Below are 18,202 nucleotides of genomic sequence, written 5' to 3'. Positions count from 1 at the left end.
ACTTTTCGGACGAGATCATGCGTCCAATCGCCAATTCGCAGACTGTCGCAAGCCGCAGTGTCCACACTAGCCAATTGTCGGTCGCAAGGGCTAGTTACTTCTGACGTAAACGTCAAATAACTGTTCCGCCGTTGCACATCGCTCCATCGAGCCTAAATATGCCGGAAACCGAACAGGCAAAAAATGCTGGCAAGACCCGAGACCCGCCGCTGCGTCGAATGCAGCCTGCCCTATGGCGCCACCGGTTTCTGGTACCACCATGGCAATATCGACAACGGTCCCGCCTATTGGAGCGACCGCGGCATCCTCTGCTCGCCGAAATGCTCGCTCGCCCATTTCCGCAGGCGCGAGGCGGACGGAAGCCTGCCCGACCGGCCGGCGCCCGATCCTTTCACCTTCATTCCGGGCAGATAACAGCTCGGGACAGCACGCCAAGCAGCACTTCATTAACCACGACAGGCAAGAATGACCGTTCACCCGCGGGGATTCTGCGCCTTGTTCGGCAAGACGGTTCGCCATTCTCTGATCTCGCTGACGCTCGGTGCGGCAATGGCGACGCATTCCGCGCCGGCCGCGCCAGCGTCGGAGTTTTCCGAGCCGTGGAAGAAGAGCGACCGCGCGCTGGTGATCGACGCCTACGAATACAATTCCATCGACTGGCACAAACTCGTCACCGACAAGCGCATCGCCGGTTTCATCAGCAAGGCCTCCGACGGCCTGCCGCCGCACTATGCCTGCTCGGGCAACGAGACGGAAATCGCGCTCTGCAAGGCGTTGTTCAAGCGCCATGCGGTGGCGCGCGAACTGTTCCACACCCGCCGCACCGTGGCGCGTGCGCTTGGCCTCGAATGGGGCGCCTATCATCTCGCGCGGCCGGGCAACCCGGTCGACCAGGCCAACAATTTCATCGACTTTGCCGAACCCGGCCCGGACGATCTCTTGGCGCTCGACATCGAGGAGAACGATCCGGAAAAATGGATGTCGCTGGAGGACGCGGAGGAATTCGCGCGCCACGTCCATCGCCGCGTCGGGCGTTTCCCGATCCTCTACACCAACGGCACCACGGCACAGCACATCGCGGACAACCGCGAAAAATATCCGCTGCTGTCGCGGCTGCCACTCTGGTATGCGCGCTACAAGCCGGAAATCGGCATGCATTTCCCGAAGGGCAACTGGCCGACCTACACGCTCTGGCAGTTCTCGGCGCAGGCGAACTGCAATGCGCGCCAATGTCCCTATCGCGTGCCCGGCACGCCGCTCGACATCGACGTCAACGTCGCCTCGATGAGCGTGGAGGAGCTGCGCCAGACCTGGCCGTTCGGCGGCCTGCTCGACGTGCCCGTCGAGATGATCGCCAGCGTTCCCGTGCCTGTTGCGCGGCTGCAGGCGCTCGCCGGCGACGTCGCGCTGTCCTACGCGCCGGTCGAGAAGGCAAGCGCCGCCGTCGCGCTGGCCTCCGCCTTCCAGGTGCGTGGCCAGCACTATCCCGACAGATACGAAACGGGCGGCTCGTGGTTCCGGGCGCTCGCCGGCTATCTCGCGTCGGCCAGGAACAGCATGGTCGCCTGGGCCGGCATCGGGGACGCACCGCCCGCCGGCATCGACCCGATCGTCACCGCCACGGTTCCGGAAGGGCGGAACTAGCGATCGACGGCTGATGCCTTTATTGGAAGGCGACGGCAGCAGAGAGCCTTTTCCGCCAGCATGACGATCGACCGGAAGGACATAGACGCAGCGCTGGTGAGCCGCCTCGTCGCGGCGCAATTCCCGCAATGGGCCGGCCTGCCGATCAGGTCGGTCGAATTCGGCGGGTGGGACAACCGGACTTTTCATCTCGGCGACCGCATGACGGTAAGACTGCCAAGCGCGGCTGCCTATGCGGCGCAAGTGGAGAAAGAGCACCGTTGGCTGCCGAAACTCGCGCCGTTCCTGCCGCTTCCGATCCCCACGCCGCTGGCGAAGGGCGCGCCGGCGGGCTTCTATCCCTGGCCGTGGTCTATCTACCGCTGGCTCGACGGCGAGACCGCTTCGGTCGAGCGCATCGGCGACATGCGGCAATTCGCGACCGCGCTGGCCGAATTCCTGATCGCGCTGCAGCGGGCCGACGCCACCCGCGGCCCGCCGCCCGGCAAGCACAATTTCTTTCGCGGAGGATCGCTGACTGTCTATGACGGCGAAACAAGGCGCGCGATCGCAGCACTCGACGGCGCGGTCGACACCGGCATGGCGACCGAGATCTGGGAGACGGCGCTTGCCGCGACATGGCGCGGCGAGCCGGTGTGGGTGCACGGAGACGTCGCGGTCGGCAACCTGCTGGTCAAAGACGGCCGGCTGAGCGCCGTCATCGACTTCGGCTCATCGGCCGTCGGCGACCCCGCCTGCGACCTCTACATCGCCTGGACGTTCCTCGAAGGGGAAAGCCGCGAGGCGTTCCGCGCCGCCATGCCCGCCGACGAGGCGACCTGGACGCGCGGCCGCGGCTGGACGCTGTGGAAGGCGCTGATCACATATGCCGAGCACCGCGACGCGGAACCGCTTGGACCATGGGCGCGACGCGTGATCGATGAGGTGCTCGGAGATCACAGGCGGGCGGGGTGATGGCCCTGATGCTCTGAGTGGAAATACCGCTTCCGACTTTCTGCCCTTCATTGGAAAAGTCCTACGCAAGCCAGGCCACCCTACTTGATGTGGTCAGGGTCGAAGGCCTATGCGATAGCATCACGCCGATTTCCGGAAGGCAGAAAAACAAATGCGCGCCCTGTCTGACGCTTTCATTCCCGAACTTCCCAACGACTACAACGGCAAGGGCGGAGCCGCTTGGGCCATGGGCGCGGCGGGTAATTGAGGAGGTGCTGGCGGATCATAGGCTGGTGGGGTGACGGCCCTGATGCTCTGAGTGGAAATACCGCTTCCAACTTTCTGCCCTTCATTGGAAAAGTCCTACGCAAGCCAGGCCACCCTACTTGATGTGGTCAGGGTCGAAGGCCTATGCGATAGCATCACGCCGATTTCCGGAAGGCAGAAAAACAAATGCGCGCCCTGTCTGACGCTTTCATTCCCGAACTTCCCAACCACTACAACGGCAAGGTGCGCGAAAACTACGATCTGCCAGACGGGCGACGCATCATCATCGCCACTGACCGTCTCAGCGCCTTCGACACCATCCTGACCTCGATCCCGTTCAAGGGAGAAATCCTGACTCAAACAGCCCGGTATTGGTTCGAGGAAACTGCCGATATCTGCCCGAGCCATGTTCTTGAGTACCCCGACCCAAACGTCGTCGTCGGCACCCGTCTCGACATACTGCCGGTCGAAATCGTCGTGCGTGGCTACTTGGCGGGAACCACCAGCACCTCGATCCTGACAAAGTACAAGAACGGCGAGCGAGACATGTATGGAATGGTCCTGCCGGACGGGTTGCGCGACAATGAAAAACTGCCTGAAGTGATTATCACTCCGACGAGTAAGGCTTTCGACGGTGGTCATGATGAGCCTCTCTCCGAAGCCGAGATCATCGAAAAGGGCCTTCTCACGCAGGCACAGTGGGATACCGTATCGGACTACGCCTTGCAGCTATTCGCCCGGGGCCAAGCGCGCGCCGCCGAACGCGGCCTGATCCTCGCCGATACGAAATACGAATTCGGCTGCGACAAACACGGGACCATAATCCTTGCCGACGAAATCCACACACCCGACAGCAGCCGGTACTGGATCGCGGCGAGCTACGAACAGGCCTTCGCGAGCGGCAGGCGGCCAGAGAGCTTCGACAAGGATTTCATCAGGGCATGGGTCTCGGCGCGGTGCGATCCTTACAAGGAACCGATTCCAACGATTCCCGACGAGATCGTCAAACAGACTTCGGAGGTCTACATGCAGGCTTATAGGGCGATCACCGGCAATAAGTTCGTGCCTGACCTTTCCGGGCACACCGTGCTGGATCGCATCCGCTTGAACCTTGAGCGTTACTTTTAACGACCAAGTGAGCCTTCGCCAGGTGACACAAATGGCAGCCTTCCACCCAAGCGGAAGCCCAGCTCGGTGCGAGCGTTAGACGCTACGACAGCGGCTATAGACCGCCTTCCCTTTCAACCGCCCTGAACCCGATATCGCGCCGGCAAAACCCCTCCGGCCAATCAATCAGGTCAACCGCGGCGTAGGCCTTCTGCTGCGCTTCGGTGACCGTCGCGCCCATCGCCGTCACATTGAGCACGCGCCCGCCATTGGCGATAATCTCGCCGTCGCGCTCGGCCGTGCCGGCATGGAATATCTCGGCCCCCTCGCCCGCTCTCTCCAGCCCGCGGATGACCGAGCCCTTCTTCGGCGTTCCGGGATAGCCTTCGGCGGCCATCACCACGGTCAGCGCCGCATCGTCGCGCCAGCGCACCGACATATGCGCCAGTTGCGCGTCGGCGGCGGCGCTGAGCAGAACCAGAAGGTCGTCCTTCAGCCGCATCATCAGCACCTGGCATTCGGGGTCGCCGAAGCGGACATTGTATTCGATCAGCTTCGGGCCGTCGGCGGCGATCATCAGGCCGACGAACAGCACGCCGGAAAACGGCGCGCCCATCTCGGCCATGCCGTGCATGGTCGGCTCGACGATCTCGCGCATCGTCCGCTCGACCAGTTCGGGCGTCATCACCGGCGCCGGCGAATAGGCGCCCATGCCGCCGGTGTTGGGGCCGGTGTCGCCCTCGCCGACGCGCTTGTGATCCTGCGCCGTGCCGAAAGGCAGCGCGGTCGCGCCGTCGCACAGGCAGAAGAAGCTCGCCTCCTCGCCGGTCAGAAACTCCTCGACGACGACCTCCGCGCCGGCCCCGCCGAACGCTCCGTCGAAGCAGGAATCGACCGCCTCAAGCGCCTCGTCCAGCGTCATGGCGACGGTGACGCCCTTGCCTGCCGCCAGGCCGTCGGCCTTGACCACGATCGGCGCGCCCATCTTGCGGATGTATGCCTTGGCGTCGGCGGCGCTGCCGAAACGGCCATAGGCGGCGGTGGGGATGCCGTATTTCGCGCAGAGATCCTTGGTGAAACCTTTCGAACCTTCGAGCTGCGCAGCCTTCTTCGATGGTCCGAAGACACGAATGCCGGCGGCGCGCAGATCGTCGCCCAGCCCTGCCACCAGCGGTCCCTCGGGTCCGACCACGACGAGGTCGATCGCCTGCTCGCGGCAGAAACGCGCGATGGCCGCATGGTCGGCGACATCCAGCGCCACGAGTTCGGCCGATCTGGCGATGCCAGGATTGCCGGGCGCGGCGTAGAGCTTCGTCAGCATCGGCGACGCGGCCAGTTTCCAGGCCAGCGCGTGCTCGCGCCCGCCCGAGCCGATGAGAAGGACATTCATTGAGGGCGACTCCAGAACCGTGCTGTCGGAAATTTTCGCTATGGCGTATGCGCCGGAAGGTCAAGGAGCGAACCGTTACCAGGCTAACGCCTGTAATGCAGACGACATGAAGCGATCTCCAATGCCTGAGCGTCGCCGCTGCCGCTCACGCGGTAAACGAGCCTGTGCTCTTCAGTGATCCTGCGGGACCACCAACCTGCCATCTCGTTGCGGAGTGGCTCGGGCTTGCCGATGCCCTGAAAGGGATTGCGACGGGTGTCTCGGATCAACTCATTGATCCTCTTCACAATCTTTACATCCGCATTCAGCCAATGGGTGTAATCGTCCCAGCCGCGATCCGTCCATAGAAGCTTCACGGTTCGATAAGCTCACGTTCCGTCATCTTTCCCGCGTTCGCATCGGCAATCGAATTCAGCAGATGCTCCGCATTCGCGGGGTTGCTCAAGAGGTAAAGCGTTTCCTTCATTCCCTCCCAGTCGCTCAGCGTGACGATGACCACTGGGTCATGGTTCTGCCGGGTGACAATGAGTTCGTCACGATCGTCTTCCACTTTGTCGAGGTGCGTAGCCAGATTGTTACGCAAATCGGTGAAGGTCACATGGCGCATGATTTTGGCTCCATCGGCTCGGCAGATATGTACTTATCTCTGTACATATACCCGCCAAGACCACCTGTCTAGGGTTGGGCGACCTTGACGCCTCCGCCCTTGCCTGCCACTCCACCTCTCATGGAAACCATTCAATCGCGAACCGGCCAGGGCCGCGTCGCCGACGCGCCGAGCGGGCATTGGGTCTATCGCGCGCTGCCGCGCGGCATGTGGCCCTATGCGCAGCTTGCGCGGTGGGACCGGCCGATCGGCTGGTGGTTGTTGTTGTGGCCATGCTGGTGGTCGACGGCGCTGGCAGCGACCGCGTTTGCGCGGCCGGGCGATGCGCTGCTGACGCTGCTGCCTTCGCCGCTCACGCTCGTCCTGTTCCTTATCGGCGCGGTCGCCATGCGCGGCGCAGGCTGCACCTATAACGACATCGTCGACGAAAGTATCGACGCGGAGGTCGAGCGCACCCGCTCGCGGCCGCTGCCTTCCGGCCAAGTCACGCGCCGGCAGGCCTGGATTTTTCTCATTGTCCAGGCGCTCGCCGGCCTCGCCGTGCTCTTGCAGTTCAACGGCTTCGCCATCGTACTCGGCCTCTGCTCGCTCGCAGTCGTGGCCGTCTATCCGTTCATGAAACGAATCACCAACTGGCCGCAACTGGTTCTGGGGCTTGCGTTTTCCTGGGGCGCGCTGATGGGCTGGGCGGTCGAATTCGGCGATCTCGAGGGGCCGGCCATCATGCTCTATCTCGGCTCGATCCTGTGGGTGATCGGCTACGACACCATCTACGCGCATCAGGACAAGGAGGACGACGCCATTGTCGGCGTGCACTCGACAGCCCGGCTTTTCGGCGAAAACACCAAGATCTGGCTGACCGGCCTCTACGGCTTCGCGCTGATGTTCTTCGCAATCGCCTTCGCCGCAGCGGAAGCGCCGATGCCGGCGCTGGCCGGCCTCGTCGCCGCCGGCGCGCATATGGCGCGCCAAGTCTACGTGCTCGACATCGACAATCCGGCGCAATGCCTGAGGCTGTTCCATTCGAACAAGGTCGTCGGCTGGCTGATCTTCCTCGGGCTCGTCGCCGGCGGCGCCTGGATGGCGCTGAAGCCGATGCTCTAAGCATGATCCCGAAAAGTTGCAGACTTTTCGGATAAGATCATGCGGAAAAAAGCTAATCGTCGCGCGCGATGATTTCCGCGCCGTCGATGACCAACCTCAGGCCGAGATTGCCGGCCTTGCGCCGAGCGAGGAAGCGCGGCCGGCGCGTCGGCGTGACACGGCCCTTGCGGCGCTCCTGCGGCGGCAGCGCCTTGATGGCGGCGCCGAGCGATTCCTCCAGCGTGCGGGCAACGCCGTCGGCCTCGATCAGCAGCATCGGCAGGCGATAGGCGTCGGCCCAGGCGCGCCAGTCGGCCGCCACATCGTCGAGATCGTCGGCGACCAGCAGCGGCACCGACAGCATCGGATCGTTGTGCAGCAGCTCCAGCGTCACGGTCACCGTGCCGTGCTCGTCCTCCAGCGCCCTCGCCGCGACGCCGCGGAAGGCGTTGGCCGGCAGCGCCACCGTCACCGGCAGACCGCTCATTTCGAGGATGCGCCGCAGCACCGCGCCGCGATGATCGATGGTGAAGGTCACATCGCCATAGGCGCCGCGGGTCGCGTAGCTGACCATCTGCGGCAGACGAAACGGGTCGAGACGCATGTTGCGTCCCGCCCAGACTGGCTTCAGTCCGGTGCTCATTGAGTGCGCCTTCTTCCTGTTACTCCTGAGAGCCGGTTTCCGGTCTCTCCGAACCGGTTTTCCCGGTCTCGTTATGGGAAGAAGCCTACGCCGCGGGACCTTACCGCCGCGCTTAAGAAAGTCGGTTAAATTTTGCTGATCCGGGGCATGGTTATCGCTTTGCGACCGGGTGCAAGGTGTTGGCAAGCTGTGTGAAGAAGGGGTGAATGGGGCTCAGTTTGGCGCGTTCAGATTTCCCAGTCTTCGACGCGAAGATCCGGCACGCGATGAAACTCGCGGGTGTTGTGCGTAACAAGGATCATTTCTCGGGATAACGCCTGCCCGGCGATCAGGACATCATATGGTCCGATCGGCGTACCCGCGGCTGAGAGATGCGCACGCAATTCACCAGCCTGGCGGGCGTCTTCGCGATCGAACTCCAGAACCTCGAACTGCAAAGCCTCGATGCGCGCAAGATTCTCGGCGGTGCGTTGCCCTTTGTAAGCTCCGTAAAACAGCTCGTGCGCAACGATGGCAGGGATCGCGAAATCCTGCGGCGCGTGTTGCCGAATCCGTGAAAGAAAACCGGGATGCCCTTTCAGCAGTGCGATAACCGCATTGCTGTCCAGCAGAAACTTCACTTGAAGAAGTCCAGTTCAGGACGTTCCTGCTCGTCCGGCTGCTCGGTCGCGGCCTTTGTGAAGTCCTCATCGACAGGCCCGGTAACCGTCTCCAGCCAGGCCCAGTCATTTGCGATGGGTTCGAGAATTACAGCGCTGCCATGCCTCCTGATGCGGACTTCGTCGGCATCGAAGCGGAATTCCTTGGGCAGCCGCACGGCCTGCGATCGGCCGGACCAGAAGATTTTCGCGGTTTCCACGGCTCGTCTCCCAATGAGATATGACAAAAATATATCTCATCTGCTGTGCAATTTCAATGCGAGCGGAAACCAGTCCACCCCCTGAGCTAAATCACCTTCCCCGGATTCATAATGCCCGCCGGATCAAGCGCCGCCTTGACGCGGCGCATCAGGTCGATCGCCACGGGCGGGGTGGTGGCGAGCAGCTCGTCGCGCTTCAGCCGGCCGATGCCGTGCTCGGCAGAGAACGAGCCGCCGAGGTTGCGCACGATGTCGTGCACGGCCTTGTTCATCGTACGGTAGAGGCCGAGGAACGCGGCGCCATCCGCGCCCACCGGCTGCGAGATGTTGTAGTGCAGATTGCCGTCGCCCATATGGCCGAAGCAGACCACGCGGGCACCGGGGCTGACCGCCTCCACGGCAATCGCGGCGCGCTCGATGAACTCCGGTATCGAAGCGACCGGCACAGAAATATCGTGCTTGATCGAGGCCCCTTCGGGACGCTGGCCGTCGGAAAGCGACTCCCGGATGCGCCAGAAGGCGTCGGACTGCGCGAGGCTGGCGGCGATAACCGCGTCGCCGGCAAGCCCCTCCTCCAGCCCGGCGGTCAATATGTCCTCCACGAGTTGCCGCGCATCCTCGGCGGAGCGGCCCGACGACACCTCCATCAGCACATGCCACGGCCATCCATCCGCCGGCGGGCGCACCGTTCCGGGGATATGACGGACGGCAAAGTCGAGCGGTCGGTCGGCGATCAGCTCGAACGCGGTCAGGCCGCTGCCCGCCTGATCGGTCGCCTTGCCGAACAGCGCCAACGCCGCCTCCGGAGATTCCAAGCCGACCCATGCGACCTCCCTGCCCTTCGGCCTGGGATAGAGCTTCAGCACCGCCGCGGTGATGATGCCCAGCGTGCCTTCCGCGCCGATGAACAGGTTCTTCAGGTCGTAGCCGGTGTTGTCCTTCTTCAGCTTGCGCAGATCGTCGAGCACCTCGCCGGTCGGCAGCACCACCTCGACGCCGAGGCAGAGCTCGCGCGCATTGCCGTAGGCGAGCACGCCGGTGCCGCCTGCATTCGACGACAGATTGCCGCCGATCTGGCACGAACCCTGCGACCCGAGCGACAGGGGAAACAGCCGGTCGGCAGCGTCGGCTGCGTCACGCAGCGTCTGCAGCACCACGCCGGCTTCCACCGTCACCGTGTTCGACTGCACGTCGATCTCGCGGATACGGTTCAGCCGCGACAGGGACAGCACGATCTCGCGGCCGGACCCGTCGGGCATCTGCCCGCCGACAAGGCCGGTATTGCCGCCCTGCGGCACGATCGGCGTCCTGGTTTCGGTGGCGAGCCACATGATGCGGCTGATCTCGTCGACGCTGCCCGGCCGCAGCACCAGCGGCGTCCGGCCGGGATAGAGGCCGCGCCGCTCTGTGACGTAGGGCGCGATGTCGGCGTCGCTTCGCAGCGCATACCCTTCGCCGACGATCACTGCGAAGCGGTCGAGGAGCGCTGTGTCTATGCCGGATGCTTCCATGGCCGTTTCCTATTTATACGAAGCGCCGCTGTCACGCGGCGCCGCGGCGCGCGACAGCCGGTCGTTGATCGCCTCGCCCAGCCCCTCATATGGTATCGGCTCGACCGCGATCATTTTCGCGCCGCTGCGGTCGAGCGCCTGGAGATGCGAGAAAAGGTTGCTCGCAGCCTCGCGCAGATCGCCGGTCTCGGAAAGGTTGAGCACCGCAACCGCGCCTTCCGCATTTCTGGCGCGTTCCGGCCCGAATGCCAGCAGCGCCTCGCCGGCCGCCACATCCTCCGCGTTAATCCGCACCAGAGCGCCCGGCGCATAATGCGAAGCCAGCATGCCCGGCGCCTCGACGCCGTTTTTCGCGCCGCGAAGCAGCGCCGCGCCCGCTGCCGCCTCGAGTTCCCCAGCGGCTATGCCGCCCGGCCGCAGCAGCCGCAGCTTTCCGTCCTCGACCTTGACGATGGTCGATTCCAGCCCGACCGACGTCGCCCCGCCGTCGACCACCAGCCGGATCCTGTCGCAGAGGTCGTCCGCCACGGCGGCGGCGGTGGTGGGGCTGATCCTGCCCGACGAATTGGCGCTGGGCGCAGCGAGCGGCCGGCCCAGGCGCTCGATCAGCCTGGCGCCGAAGCCGCGCGGCATCCTCAGCGCTATCGTATCGAGCCCGGCCGTGACCAGCGGATGGATCGCGCCGCCGGGCTTCAGCGGCAGCACAAGCGTCAGCGGGCCCGGCCAGAATTTTTCCGCCAGCTTTCGCGACAGCTGATCGAATTCAGCGATCTCCTCGGCCATCGCCATGGTCGCGACATGGGCGATCAGCGGGTTGAAGCGCGGCCTGCCCTTGGCCTCGAATATCTTCGCCACCGCAGCGCCATTGGTCGCGTCGCCGGCCAGCCCATAGACGGTTTCGGTCGGGATCGCGACGATCTCGCCGGCCTTGAGCAGGGCCAGCGCCTCGTCCATCGACTCGGCCGCGTTGCGAATTTCCGCCACTTCCCGCAATCCTTTAGACATGCCCGATCGCTAAAATGCCGTCCATCGCTTCAAGCCGGCATCAACCCGGGACTGATAAGGGACCGGCGTGGAAATGCAATGGAGCATGCCGGTGCGATCGTTCTGGAAGCTTTTTGTCCTTGGCGCTGCGACGGCTTGTGCGGGGTCGGCTGACGCCTCGTCGATCGTGGCGCTGGCGCCGATGACGGGGCCGATCGGGCCGTCCATGATCGTGGCCGGCCCGCCGGACATGCCGGAAGACGCCGTGGAGACCAACGAGCGCCGCATGGTCACCCGCTCCATCCTCGCCTTCGGCCCGCCCGATGTCGCCTATGAAAACGTCGCCTCGGTCGGCGAGAAGCCGAAAAAGCCGCGCCGCGGCTTTGCGCCGATGGTGCTGCGCGGCGGCATCGCCGGCGCGGCGTTTTCGTCTGCCTCCATGCCCGCACAGCCCGTGCAGGCCTCGGTACCGGCCGACGCGCTGCCGGCGCCAAGCCGGCAATCCGCCGCGCACAAGAAGGAACCGGCTGACGCGCCGGCTCCGGAATCGCCGGTTACCTACTGAGGCTACCCCGCGATTTTCGAGAAATCCGCGACCTGACCTGTCGCCGCGCGGATGCGGGCGAGCAGCGCCAGCCGGTTGGCGCGGATGGCGATATCCTCATCATTCACGAGAACGCGTTCAAAGAATGAATCAACCGGTTCACGCAATGCGCTAAGCGCGCGCATGGCGGCGGAAAAGTCTTCATTCTGAATCGCTTGGGCGGCCTGGCTCTCGGCCTGGTTCACCGCGGCGAACAGCGCTTTTTCCGCATCCTCGCGCAAAAGCGCCGGATCGACGGCCTCGGCGATGAGCGTGCCCTTCTTGCTCTCGATCGACAGAATGTTTACCGCGCGCTTGGTCCCGGCCAGCAGGTTTTTCCCGTCCTCGGTTTCGAGGAAGGTGGACAAGGCTTCGACGCGGCGCACGATCATGAGCAGGTCGTCGTTTGAAGATTGGCCAATCTCCCCCCTTGAGGGGGAGATGCCCGGCAGGGCAGAGGGGGGTGCCTCGACGATGTTCCGACCCCCCTCTGTCGGCTTAGCCGACATCTCCCCCTCAAGGGGGGAGATTACCGGCGCGCTTCCTCCACCCGCCAGCACGGCATCGATCAGATCGTGCCGCGCACCCTGATCGCGGAGATAGACCTTCAGACGATCGTGGAAGAAGGAGAGGAGGTCGGAAAGAACAGGGTATTCGTCGCGTTGGATTTTTGCGCCAAATCGAAATCTATTGCCGATCTCTGTAGCCTCAGCTGCAAGATCTAACAGTCGGATGGTACTCTTCGGATTTTGGGACGCTTCTAAATGGCTTAGCTGTCGCTGCTCCGCGACATTGGCGTGTATTCGCGAAAAGCGAAGCGGATTGACCGCTCGTTCCAAAATCCTAACGCGCACTCCATTCTCCACGACGATCCGGATCACCCCAAGCGCCGCCCTCCTAAGCGCATACGGGTCCTTCGAACCAGTCGGCTTCTCGTCAATCGCCCAGAAACCGACCAGCATGTCGAGCTTGTCGGCCAGCGCCACGGCAACGGAAACCGGGTCGGTCGGCACGCGGTCCGACGGGCCCTGCGGCTTGTAGTGCTCCTCGATCGCGGCGGCTACCGACGGATGCTCGCTCTGGAGAGCCGCGTATTTACGGCCCATCGCGCCCTGCAGCTCGGGGAACTCGCCCACCACTTCCGTGGTCAGGTCGGCTTTGGCCAGAACGGAAGCGCGGCGGGCGAGGTGTGCAATCTCCCCCCTTGAGGGGGAGATGGGCGGCAGCCCAGAGGGGGGTCCGTCGCGATTATCCGATAACCGACCCCCCTCTGCCCTGCCGGGCATCTCCCCCTCAAGGGGGGAGATTGGCTGATCGCCAACGCTCCGCGCCACGATCGGCGCAATCTCTTCGGCCAGCCGCGCGATGCGCTCCACCCGCTCGCCTTGCGTGCCGAGCTTGGCGTGGAAGGTCACGCCGAGATGGTCGAGCCGCGCCATGCGCTGGTCGAGCGGCTTTTTGAGGTCGAGCCCGAATTTTTCGGCGGAGGCATTCAGTTGGTCGAGGTCGGGCAGGTCCGACTGGTCGGTCTTCCAGAAATACAGCGCGTCCGAAAGCCTGGCGCGCACCACCTTGCCATTGCCGTACGCGATCTCCTTGCCGCCGTCACTCGCCTCGATATTGGCGGTGAGGATGAAGCGGTTGGAGAGGGGCGGTTGGCTGATCTCCCCCCTTGAGGGGGAGATGCCCGGAAGGACAGAGGGGGGCAACGTAAAGTGCGAACCGTGGCGGTCAGAACTGGCCGGAAGCTGAGATGTTGGCGGGACAGCGCCCCCCTCTGCCCTGCCGGGCATCTCCCCCGCAAGGGGGGAGGAAAGACTGCGCGTCACGAAACACTTCTGATTGGCCCGGATCGTCAGCCGGATCACTTCGGCCGGGATGTCGAGGAACTCCTGCTCGAACTCGCCCATCAGCACCACCGGCCATTCGACCAGCCCGGCCACCTCCTCCAGCAGTCCTTCGTCCTCGATGAGCTCCAGCCCGTTGGCGAAGGCAAGGTTCCGCGCGTCGGAAAGGATGATCTCCTTGCGGCGGTCGGCGTCGAGCACGACCTTCGCCGCCTCGAGCTTGGCCACATAATCGGCGAAGCGGCGCACCGTGATCGCATCCGGCGCATGGAAACGGTGGCCGTAGGTGACGTTGCCGGCGCGGATGCCGTCGACCTCGAAATCGACGACCACCGGCTCCTCGGTCTCGGGGCCGAAGGTGCAGACGATCGACTGTAGCGGCCGCACCCAGCGCAGCGAGCCGGGCTTTGCCGACGCCGCGCCCCAGCGCATCGATTTCGGCCACGGGAAGTCGCGGATGATCTCGGGGATCAGCTCGGCGATGATCTCCTCCGCCGCCCTGCCCGGCTTGACGATATGCGCGACGTAGAAATCGCCCTTCTTCGGGTCGGAATGCACATGCGCCTGGCTGATGTCGTCGAGCCCCGCCGAGCGCAGGAAGCCGGCGATCGCCTGCTCCGGCGCCTTGGTGCTCGGGCCCTTCTTCTCCTCGCGCACATCCTTCGAGCGCGCGGTCAGGCCGCGCACGTCTAGCGTCAGCCGGCGCGGCGTAAAATATTCGCGGGCGGCGTCATAGGTCAGCCCGGCCTCGACCAGACCGTCGGTCACCATCTTCCTGAGATCGCCGGCCGCCTTGCGCTGCATGCGGGCCGGAATTTCTTCGGATCGTAATTCTAACAGCAGATCGGGCATCGTTCGGTCTCTAGGAAAAGGTTCGCGCGGGCATAGCAAGTCGGCCGCGCGCTGTCACCCTTCGCAGCGCTTCGCAAAAATCATCCGCCCGCCTGTCGGGGCGCGGCGGGCCCGTTCGTCCTTGGGGCAGATTTCCATGAACCGAATGCTGCGCTGAAGCGACCAACGCTCAGACCGGGAAATCTGCGGCCTGTGTGTGAACCATTTCGCCGACCCGGAACACAGAACGATCGACACTGAACGTCTCGGACAACGACCATGAAAACAGCCTCGACCCTTCTCCAGTCTCTCGCGCTCAGCGCCTGCCTGGCGGCATGTCTCGGCGGATCGGATGAGGTGCGAATGCCCGGCGTGCGCAAGGCGCTTCAGACGATGGCGGGCTCCGCCAGCCAGATCAGGTTTCCGGAGTTCACAGTGGCCGGCACTACCCTGGCCGGGGTGGCCGCCGCCTGATTCAGGCAGCCAGCCCGCCGGCCTCCGTCTGCAGGAACGCTTCGCCGCACGCCTTGGCCAGATTGCGGACCCTCAAAATATAGCTCTGCCGTTCGGTCACCGAGATCACGCCGCGCGCGTCGAGCAGGTTGAAGACGTGGCTCGCCTTGATGCACTGGTCGTAGGCGGGGAAGACCAAGCGGTGGAGCGCCAGATTGTCGTTTGCCGCTGGCGCCCCCGCCTTCAACAACGCCTGGCATTCCGCCTCGGCGTCGTCGAAATGCCGCAGCAGGATCGCCGTGTCGGCGTGTTCGAAATTGTGCCTGGAATATTCCTGCTCGGCCTGCAGGAAGACGTCGCCATAAGTGACTTTATCCGCACCCTCGCGGCCGTTGAAGTTAAGGTCGTAGACATTGTCGACGCCCTGCACATACATGGCCAGCCGCTCCAGCCCGTAGGTGAGCTCGCCGGCCACCGGCGCGCATTCGATGCCGCAGACCTGCTGGAAATAGGTGAACTGCGACACTTCCATGCCGTCGCACCAACATTCCCAGCCGAGCCCCCAGGCGCCGAGCGTCGGGCTTTCCCAATCGTCCTCGACGAAGCGGATGTCGTGGGTGAGCGGGTCGATGCCGATGGCCGCCAGCGAGCCGAGATAGAGCTCCTGCAGGTCCGGCGGGTTCGGCTTCAGGATCACCTGGTATTGGTAATAATGCTGCAGCCGGTTCGGGTTCTCGCCGTAGCGACCGTCCTTGGGCCGGCGCGACGGCTGCACATAGGCAGCGCGCCACGGTTTCGGGCCGAGCGCGCGCAGCGTGGTGGCCGGGTGGAAGGTGCCGGCGCCGACCTCCATGTCGTAGGGCTGCAACACCACGCAGCCATAATCGGCCCAGTAATTGTGGAGCGTCAGGATCAGCCCCTGAAACGAGCGGCTGGGATGCATGTGGGCAGGCAAGGTCACGGGCGGGCCTCTGTGATCGGAACCGCCAAGGCTCTAGTGCGGCCTATCAGGACGGTCAAGTCAGCCCAGGTGGTGAGTGGGCACGGGTGCGTCCTTCGAGGCTCGCCCGCCGGACTTCGTTTCACGCCTTGCGACGCTTTAGGGGGCTCGCACCTCAGGATGAGGGACGCTGGCGCCAACCGGACTTTATGTCACGCTTTTCGATGCCGCAGCTCAGGCTCAGGGGTGCGCCAACCGTCCTCATCCTGAGGTGCGAGCCCCCACGAACGATCGGAAATTGGCGCTACTCTCCGCGGGTGAGCCTCGAAGGACGCACCGCAAAAGCCCCAATCGTCAGTTCGCCGGTCCCGGCAGCACCAGTTCCTGGCCCGGCACCAGCCGGCCCGGGTCGCCCCGCAGCTGCGGGTTGAGATTGAGGATCTCGATGTAGCGGCCGCCATTGCCGAGCACGTCGTCGGCGATCGACCATAGCGACTGCCCCGGCAGCACCTTGTAGGCGGCGGGCGTGGCGGCCAGCGTCTCGACCGGCGCCGCCTCGCTCTTCTTGTCCGGGTCGGCGGCGGGCGCGGGCTTGGCCTCGACGGGCGCCGGCTTCACCGGCGGCGCATCCTGCGCGGTCTTGCCCTCCACCGGCGGCAGGCCCGCGGTGAGCTTCTTCTGCACGCTGGTCAGCACGTCGGGCTCCGGCTCCATGTCGCGCGCATGGCTCCACTGGAAGGTGGCCTCCAGTCTGCGCCCGACCCGCCAGTACGCGTCGCCGAGATGGTCGTTCAACACCGGATCGTCCGGCTTCAGCGACACGGCGCGCTCGAGCTCGACCACCGCTTCCTCGAAGCGGCCAAGACGGTAATAGGCCCAGCCGAGCGAGTCGACGATGTAGCCGTCGCTCGGCCGCAGATCGACGGCCTTGCGGATCAGGTCCAGGCCTTCTTCCAGGTTCATGTTCATGTCGACCCAGGAATAGCCGAGATAGTTCATGACCTGGGGCTGGTCCGGGAAAAGCTCCAGCGCCTTGCGGAAGTTCGGCTCGGCCTTGGGCCATTCCTTCAGCCGCTCATAGGCGATGCCGCGCTGGTAGAAGATGTTCCAGTTGGCTTCTGCCGGCTCCTTCAGGCGGGCAACGGCGCGGTCGTAGACTTCAGCCGCGGAGCGGTAGTCCTCCTTGGAGGCATAGACGCCGCCCAGCGCCAGATAGGCGCGCATGTCGTCGGGATTGGCGTCGAGCAGCGCCTTCAAATGGACGATCGCCTCGTCGTGCCGGTCGAGATCGGCGAGGTTCAGGCCAAGCTGCAGTTCGGCGGCGCGCTTGATCGGCGAGTCCGCGGGAATGCGCCCATAGAGCGCGATCGCTTCCTCCGCCTGATCCTGCTGTTCGGCCACCGCCGCGAGTTGCAGAAGCACGATGTCGCTGTCGGGTTTCAGCGCAAGCGCGTATTGCAGATAGAGCCGCACGAAGGGCTCGCCGCCGCCGCGATTGAGCGCGGCGCCGAGATTGAGCAGGATTTCGCTGGCGCCGTCGGCCGGATCGGCGACAAGCCGCGAGACCGGCTGGCCCTTTTCGATCTTTTCGCGCAGCGCCACCAGCGGCACCCGGCCGGTGGAGAACTCCTCCGCCTTGTCGAGCACCTCGATCGCCTTGTCCTTGTCGCCGCGCTGGGCCAGGAATCCCGCATAAGCCTCGGCCACGCGGATCCAGGTTTCGGGCGCGGCGCCCCCGGCCGAGACATTGTCGAACGCGGCCTGGTAGGCTTTCTCAGCTTCGCCGGTCATTCCGGCGGTCTCGGCGATCAGCGCGCGGTGATAGGTCTTGAACAGAGCGTACCATTCCGGGCCCTCGACCTTGTCGAGGGTGGCAAGCGCCTCGGCGCTGTCGCCGGCGCCGGATTTCGCCCAGGCCGTCATGACGGCGGTGATCAGCCTGTCGAGGTCGGATTCGACCGCGAGCTTCAGCCAGGTCTCGGCAGCCGTGTAATCCTTCTTGCGGAACGCGTCGACGGCGAGCGCCACGCGCGAGAACCGCTCGATGTCGGGAACCGCCTTCAGCTTTTCGGCATAGGGCAGCGATTCGTCGAATCGCCCCTGCGCGATCAGCGCAAGCATCAGGCTTTGCTGAAGCTGCTGGTTTTGGGGGTCGAACGCCAGCGCCTGCTTGTAATAGGCGATCGCGCTGTCCAGGTCGTTGTCGACTTCGGCCACGCGGGCGGCAAGGTAAGCGCCGGTAAACGAGCCGATTTCAACGGGTTCAGCCGTCTGCCTGGCCTCGGCCGGCAGCCCTGCAATCATCAAACCCGCCAGTGCAGAAACACCCGCAAGCCAGCTCAAACGTCGTTGCCGCATTACTATCCTTCCCGCCACGCCGCCTTCCTGGCGAACCTTTGTCACATCGTGAAGCGCAAAAGCATGGCCTTTTTACGGTCACCATTCAATGCCGCGCGCTTCACAATCCGGTCACGAGGTTTTCTGGCAACTCCATGACATCGGACGTGGCTCTGCCGGATG

The 18,202-nt window shown here is 64.4% G+C and carries 18 protein-coding genes; 7 read left to right on the top strand and 11 right to left on the bottom strand.

The features are described 5' to 3' along the window. Window positions 1–183: 183 nt before the first annotated feature. The 4 genes from G6N73_RS06950 (at window position 184) to G6N73_RS06935 (ending at window position 3,972) form a co-directional block, all read left to right on the top strand. Entirely contained in the window at window positions 184–414 is a 231-nt protein-coding gene (locus G6N73_RS06950; protein ID WP_165025194.1) for a hypothetical protein, read from the top strand. Window positions 415–465: 51 nt separating this feature from the next. Then, the gene (locus G6N73_RS06945; protein ID WP_165025191.1) at window positions 466–1,644 is read left to right on the top strand and encodes a glycoside hydrolase family 25 protein; all 1,179 of its coding nucleotides are present in this window, start codon (window positions 466–468) and stop codon (window positions 1,642–1,644) included. 60 nt (window positions 1,645–1,704) lie between these two features. Further along, complete coding sequence (locus tag G6N73_RS06940) at window positions 1,705–2,598, top strand: aminoglycoside phosphotransferase family protein (RefSeq protein WP_165025188.1); 894 nt, start codon at window positions 1,705–1,707, stop codon at window positions 2,596–2,598. Between the two features lie 432 nt (window positions 2,599–3,030). Then, a complete protein-coding gene (locus tag G6N73_RS06935; RefSeq protein ID WP_165025185.1) occupies window positions 3,031–3,972 on the top strand; it encodes a phosphoribosylaminoimidazolesuccinocarboxamide synthase in 942 nt (313 codons plus the stop codon). 94 nt (window positions 3,973–4,066) lie between these two features. Here the strand turns inward: G6N73_RS06935 and purD are convergent, their stop codons facing one another. The 3 genes from purD to G6N73_RS06920 all read right to left on the bottom strand — a co-directional run bounded on the left by purD (window position 4,067) and on the right by G6N73_RS06920 (window position 5,948). After that, window positions 4,067–5,341, bottom strand: coding sequence for a phosphoribosylamine--glycine ligase (gene purD / locus G6N73_RS06930; protein WP_165025182.1), 1,275 nt, complete (start codon window positions 5,339–5,341; stop codon window positions 4,067–4,069). Window positions 5,342–5,424: 83 nt separating this feature from the next. Beyond that, window positions 5,425–5,697, bottom strand: coding sequence for a Txe/YoeB family addiction module toxin (locus G6N73_RS06925; RefSeq protein ID WP_165025179.1), 273 nt, complete (start codon window positions 5,695–5,697; stop codon window positions 5,425–5,427). Beyond that, window positions 5,694–5,948: a type II toxin-antitoxin system Phd/YefM family antitoxin gene (locus tag G6N73_RS06920; RefSeq protein WP_165025177.1), complete on the bottom strand. Its 255-nt coding sequence runs from the start codon at window positions 5,946–5,948 to the stop codon at window positions 5,694–5,696. The genes G6N73_RS06925 and G6N73_RS06920 overlap by 4 nt, the downstream gene beginning before the upstream one ends. A 120-nt stretch (window positions 5,949–6,068) precedes the next feature. On the opposite strand from G6N73_RS06920, the gene ubiA reads away from it, so the two are divergent. Continuing rightward, window positions 6,069–7,052, top strand: coding sequence for a 4-hydroxybenzoate octaprenyltransferase (ubiA, locus tag G6N73_RS06915; RefSeq protein ID WP_165025174.1), 984 nt, complete (start codon window positions 6,069–6,071; stop codon window positions 7,050–7,052). Between the two features lie 52 nt (window positions 7,053–7,104). Here the strand turns inward: ubiA and G6N73_RS06910 are convergent, their stop codons facing one another. The 5 genes from G6N73_RS06910 to G6N73_RS06890 form a co-directional block, all read right to left on the bottom strand. Next, window positions 7,105–7,674: a DUF6101 family protein gene (locus G6N73_RS06910; protein WP_165025171.1), complete on the bottom strand. Its 570-nt coding sequence runs from the start codon at window positions 7,672–7,674 to the stop codon at window positions 7,105–7,107. A 227-nt stretch (window positions 7,675–7,901) separates the two neighbouring features. Next, window positions 7,902–8,294, bottom strand: coding sequence for a PIN domain-containing protein (locus G6N73_RS06905; protein WP_165025168.1), 393 nt, complete (start codon window positions 8,292–8,294; stop codon window positions 7,902–7,904). After that, entirely contained in the window at window positions 8,291–8,533 is a 243-nt protein-coding gene (gene vapB, locus G6N73_RS06900) for a type II toxin-antitoxin system antitoxin VapB (protein WP_165025165.1), read from the bottom strand. The genes G6N73_RS06905 and vapB overlap by 4 nt, the downstream gene beginning before the upstream one ends. A gap of 86 nt (window positions 8,534–8,619) precedes the next feature. Then, complete coding sequence (locus tag G6N73_RS06895; RefSeq protein ID WP_165025162.1) at window positions 8,620–10,044, bottom strand: FAD-binding oxidoreductase; 1,425 nt, start codon at window positions 10,042–10,044, stop codon at window positions 8,620–8,622. A 9-nt stretch (window positions 10,045–10,053) separates the two neighbouring features. Next, a complete protein-coding gene (locus tag G6N73_RS06890; protein ID WP_246251720.1) occupies window positions 10,054–11,049 on the bottom strand; it encodes an L-threonylcarbamoyladenylate synthase in 996 nt (331 codons plus the stop codon). Between the two features lie 85 nt (window positions 11,050–11,134). Here G6N73_RS06890 and G6N73_RS06885 point away from each other — a divergent pair, with 85 nt between their 5' ends. Next, the gene (locus tag G6N73_RS06885) at window positions 11,135–11,593 is read left to right on the top strand and encodes a hypothetical protein (protein WP_165025155.1); all 459 of its coding nucleotides are present in this window, start codon (window positions 11,135–11,137) and stop codon (window positions 11,591–11,593) included. A gap of 2 nt (window positions 11,594–11,595) precedes the next feature. Here G6N73_RS06885 and G6N73_RS06880 read toward each other — a convergent pair whose 3' ends face one another. Continuing rightward, window positions 11,596–14,310 carry a glycine--tRNA ligase subunit beta gene (locus G6N73_RS06880; protein ID WP_165025150.1) on the bottom strand — a complete coding sequence of 905 codons (2,715 nt, stop codon included), beginning with the start codon at window positions 14,308–14,310 and terminating at the stop codon, window positions 11,596–11,598. Window positions 14,311–14,568: 258 nt separating this feature from the next. Here G6N73_RS06880 and G6N73_RS06875 point away from each other — a divergent pair, with 258 nt between their 5' ends. Beyond that, entirely contained in the window at window positions 14,569–14,763 is a 195-nt protein-coding gene (locus tag G6N73_RS06875) for a hypothetical protein (RefSeq protein WP_165025148.1), read from the top strand. Between the two features lies 1 nt (window position 14,764). Here the strand turns inward: G6N73_RS06875 and G6N73_RS06870 are convergent, their stop codons facing one another. Further along, on the bottom strand, window positions 14,765–15,685 hold the full coding sequence (locus G6N73_RS06870) for a glycine--tRNA ligase subunit alpha (RefSeq protein WP_165025358.1): 921 nt from the start codon (window positions 15,683–15,685) through the stop codon (window positions 14,765–14,767). A 351-nt stretch (window positions 15,686–16,036) separates the two neighbouring features. Beyond that, window positions 16,037–18,040, bottom strand: coding sequence for a tetratricopeptide repeat protein (locus G6N73_RS06865; protein WP_165025145.1), 2,004 nt, complete (start codon window positions 18,038–18,040; stop codon window positions 16,037–16,039). Window positions 18,041–18,202 lie beyond the last annotated feature (162 nt).

This window comes from Allomesorhizobium camelthorni (assembly GCF_011045125.1).
In the GTDB taxonomy this organism is placed as follows: domain Bacteria; phylum Pseudomonadota; class Alphaproteobacteria; order Rhizobiales; family Rhizobiaceae; genus Allomesorhizobium; species Allomesorhizobium camelthorni.
Note: the sequence above shows the minus strand (reverse complement) of the source record. Positions and strands in the feature narration are given on the sequence as shown.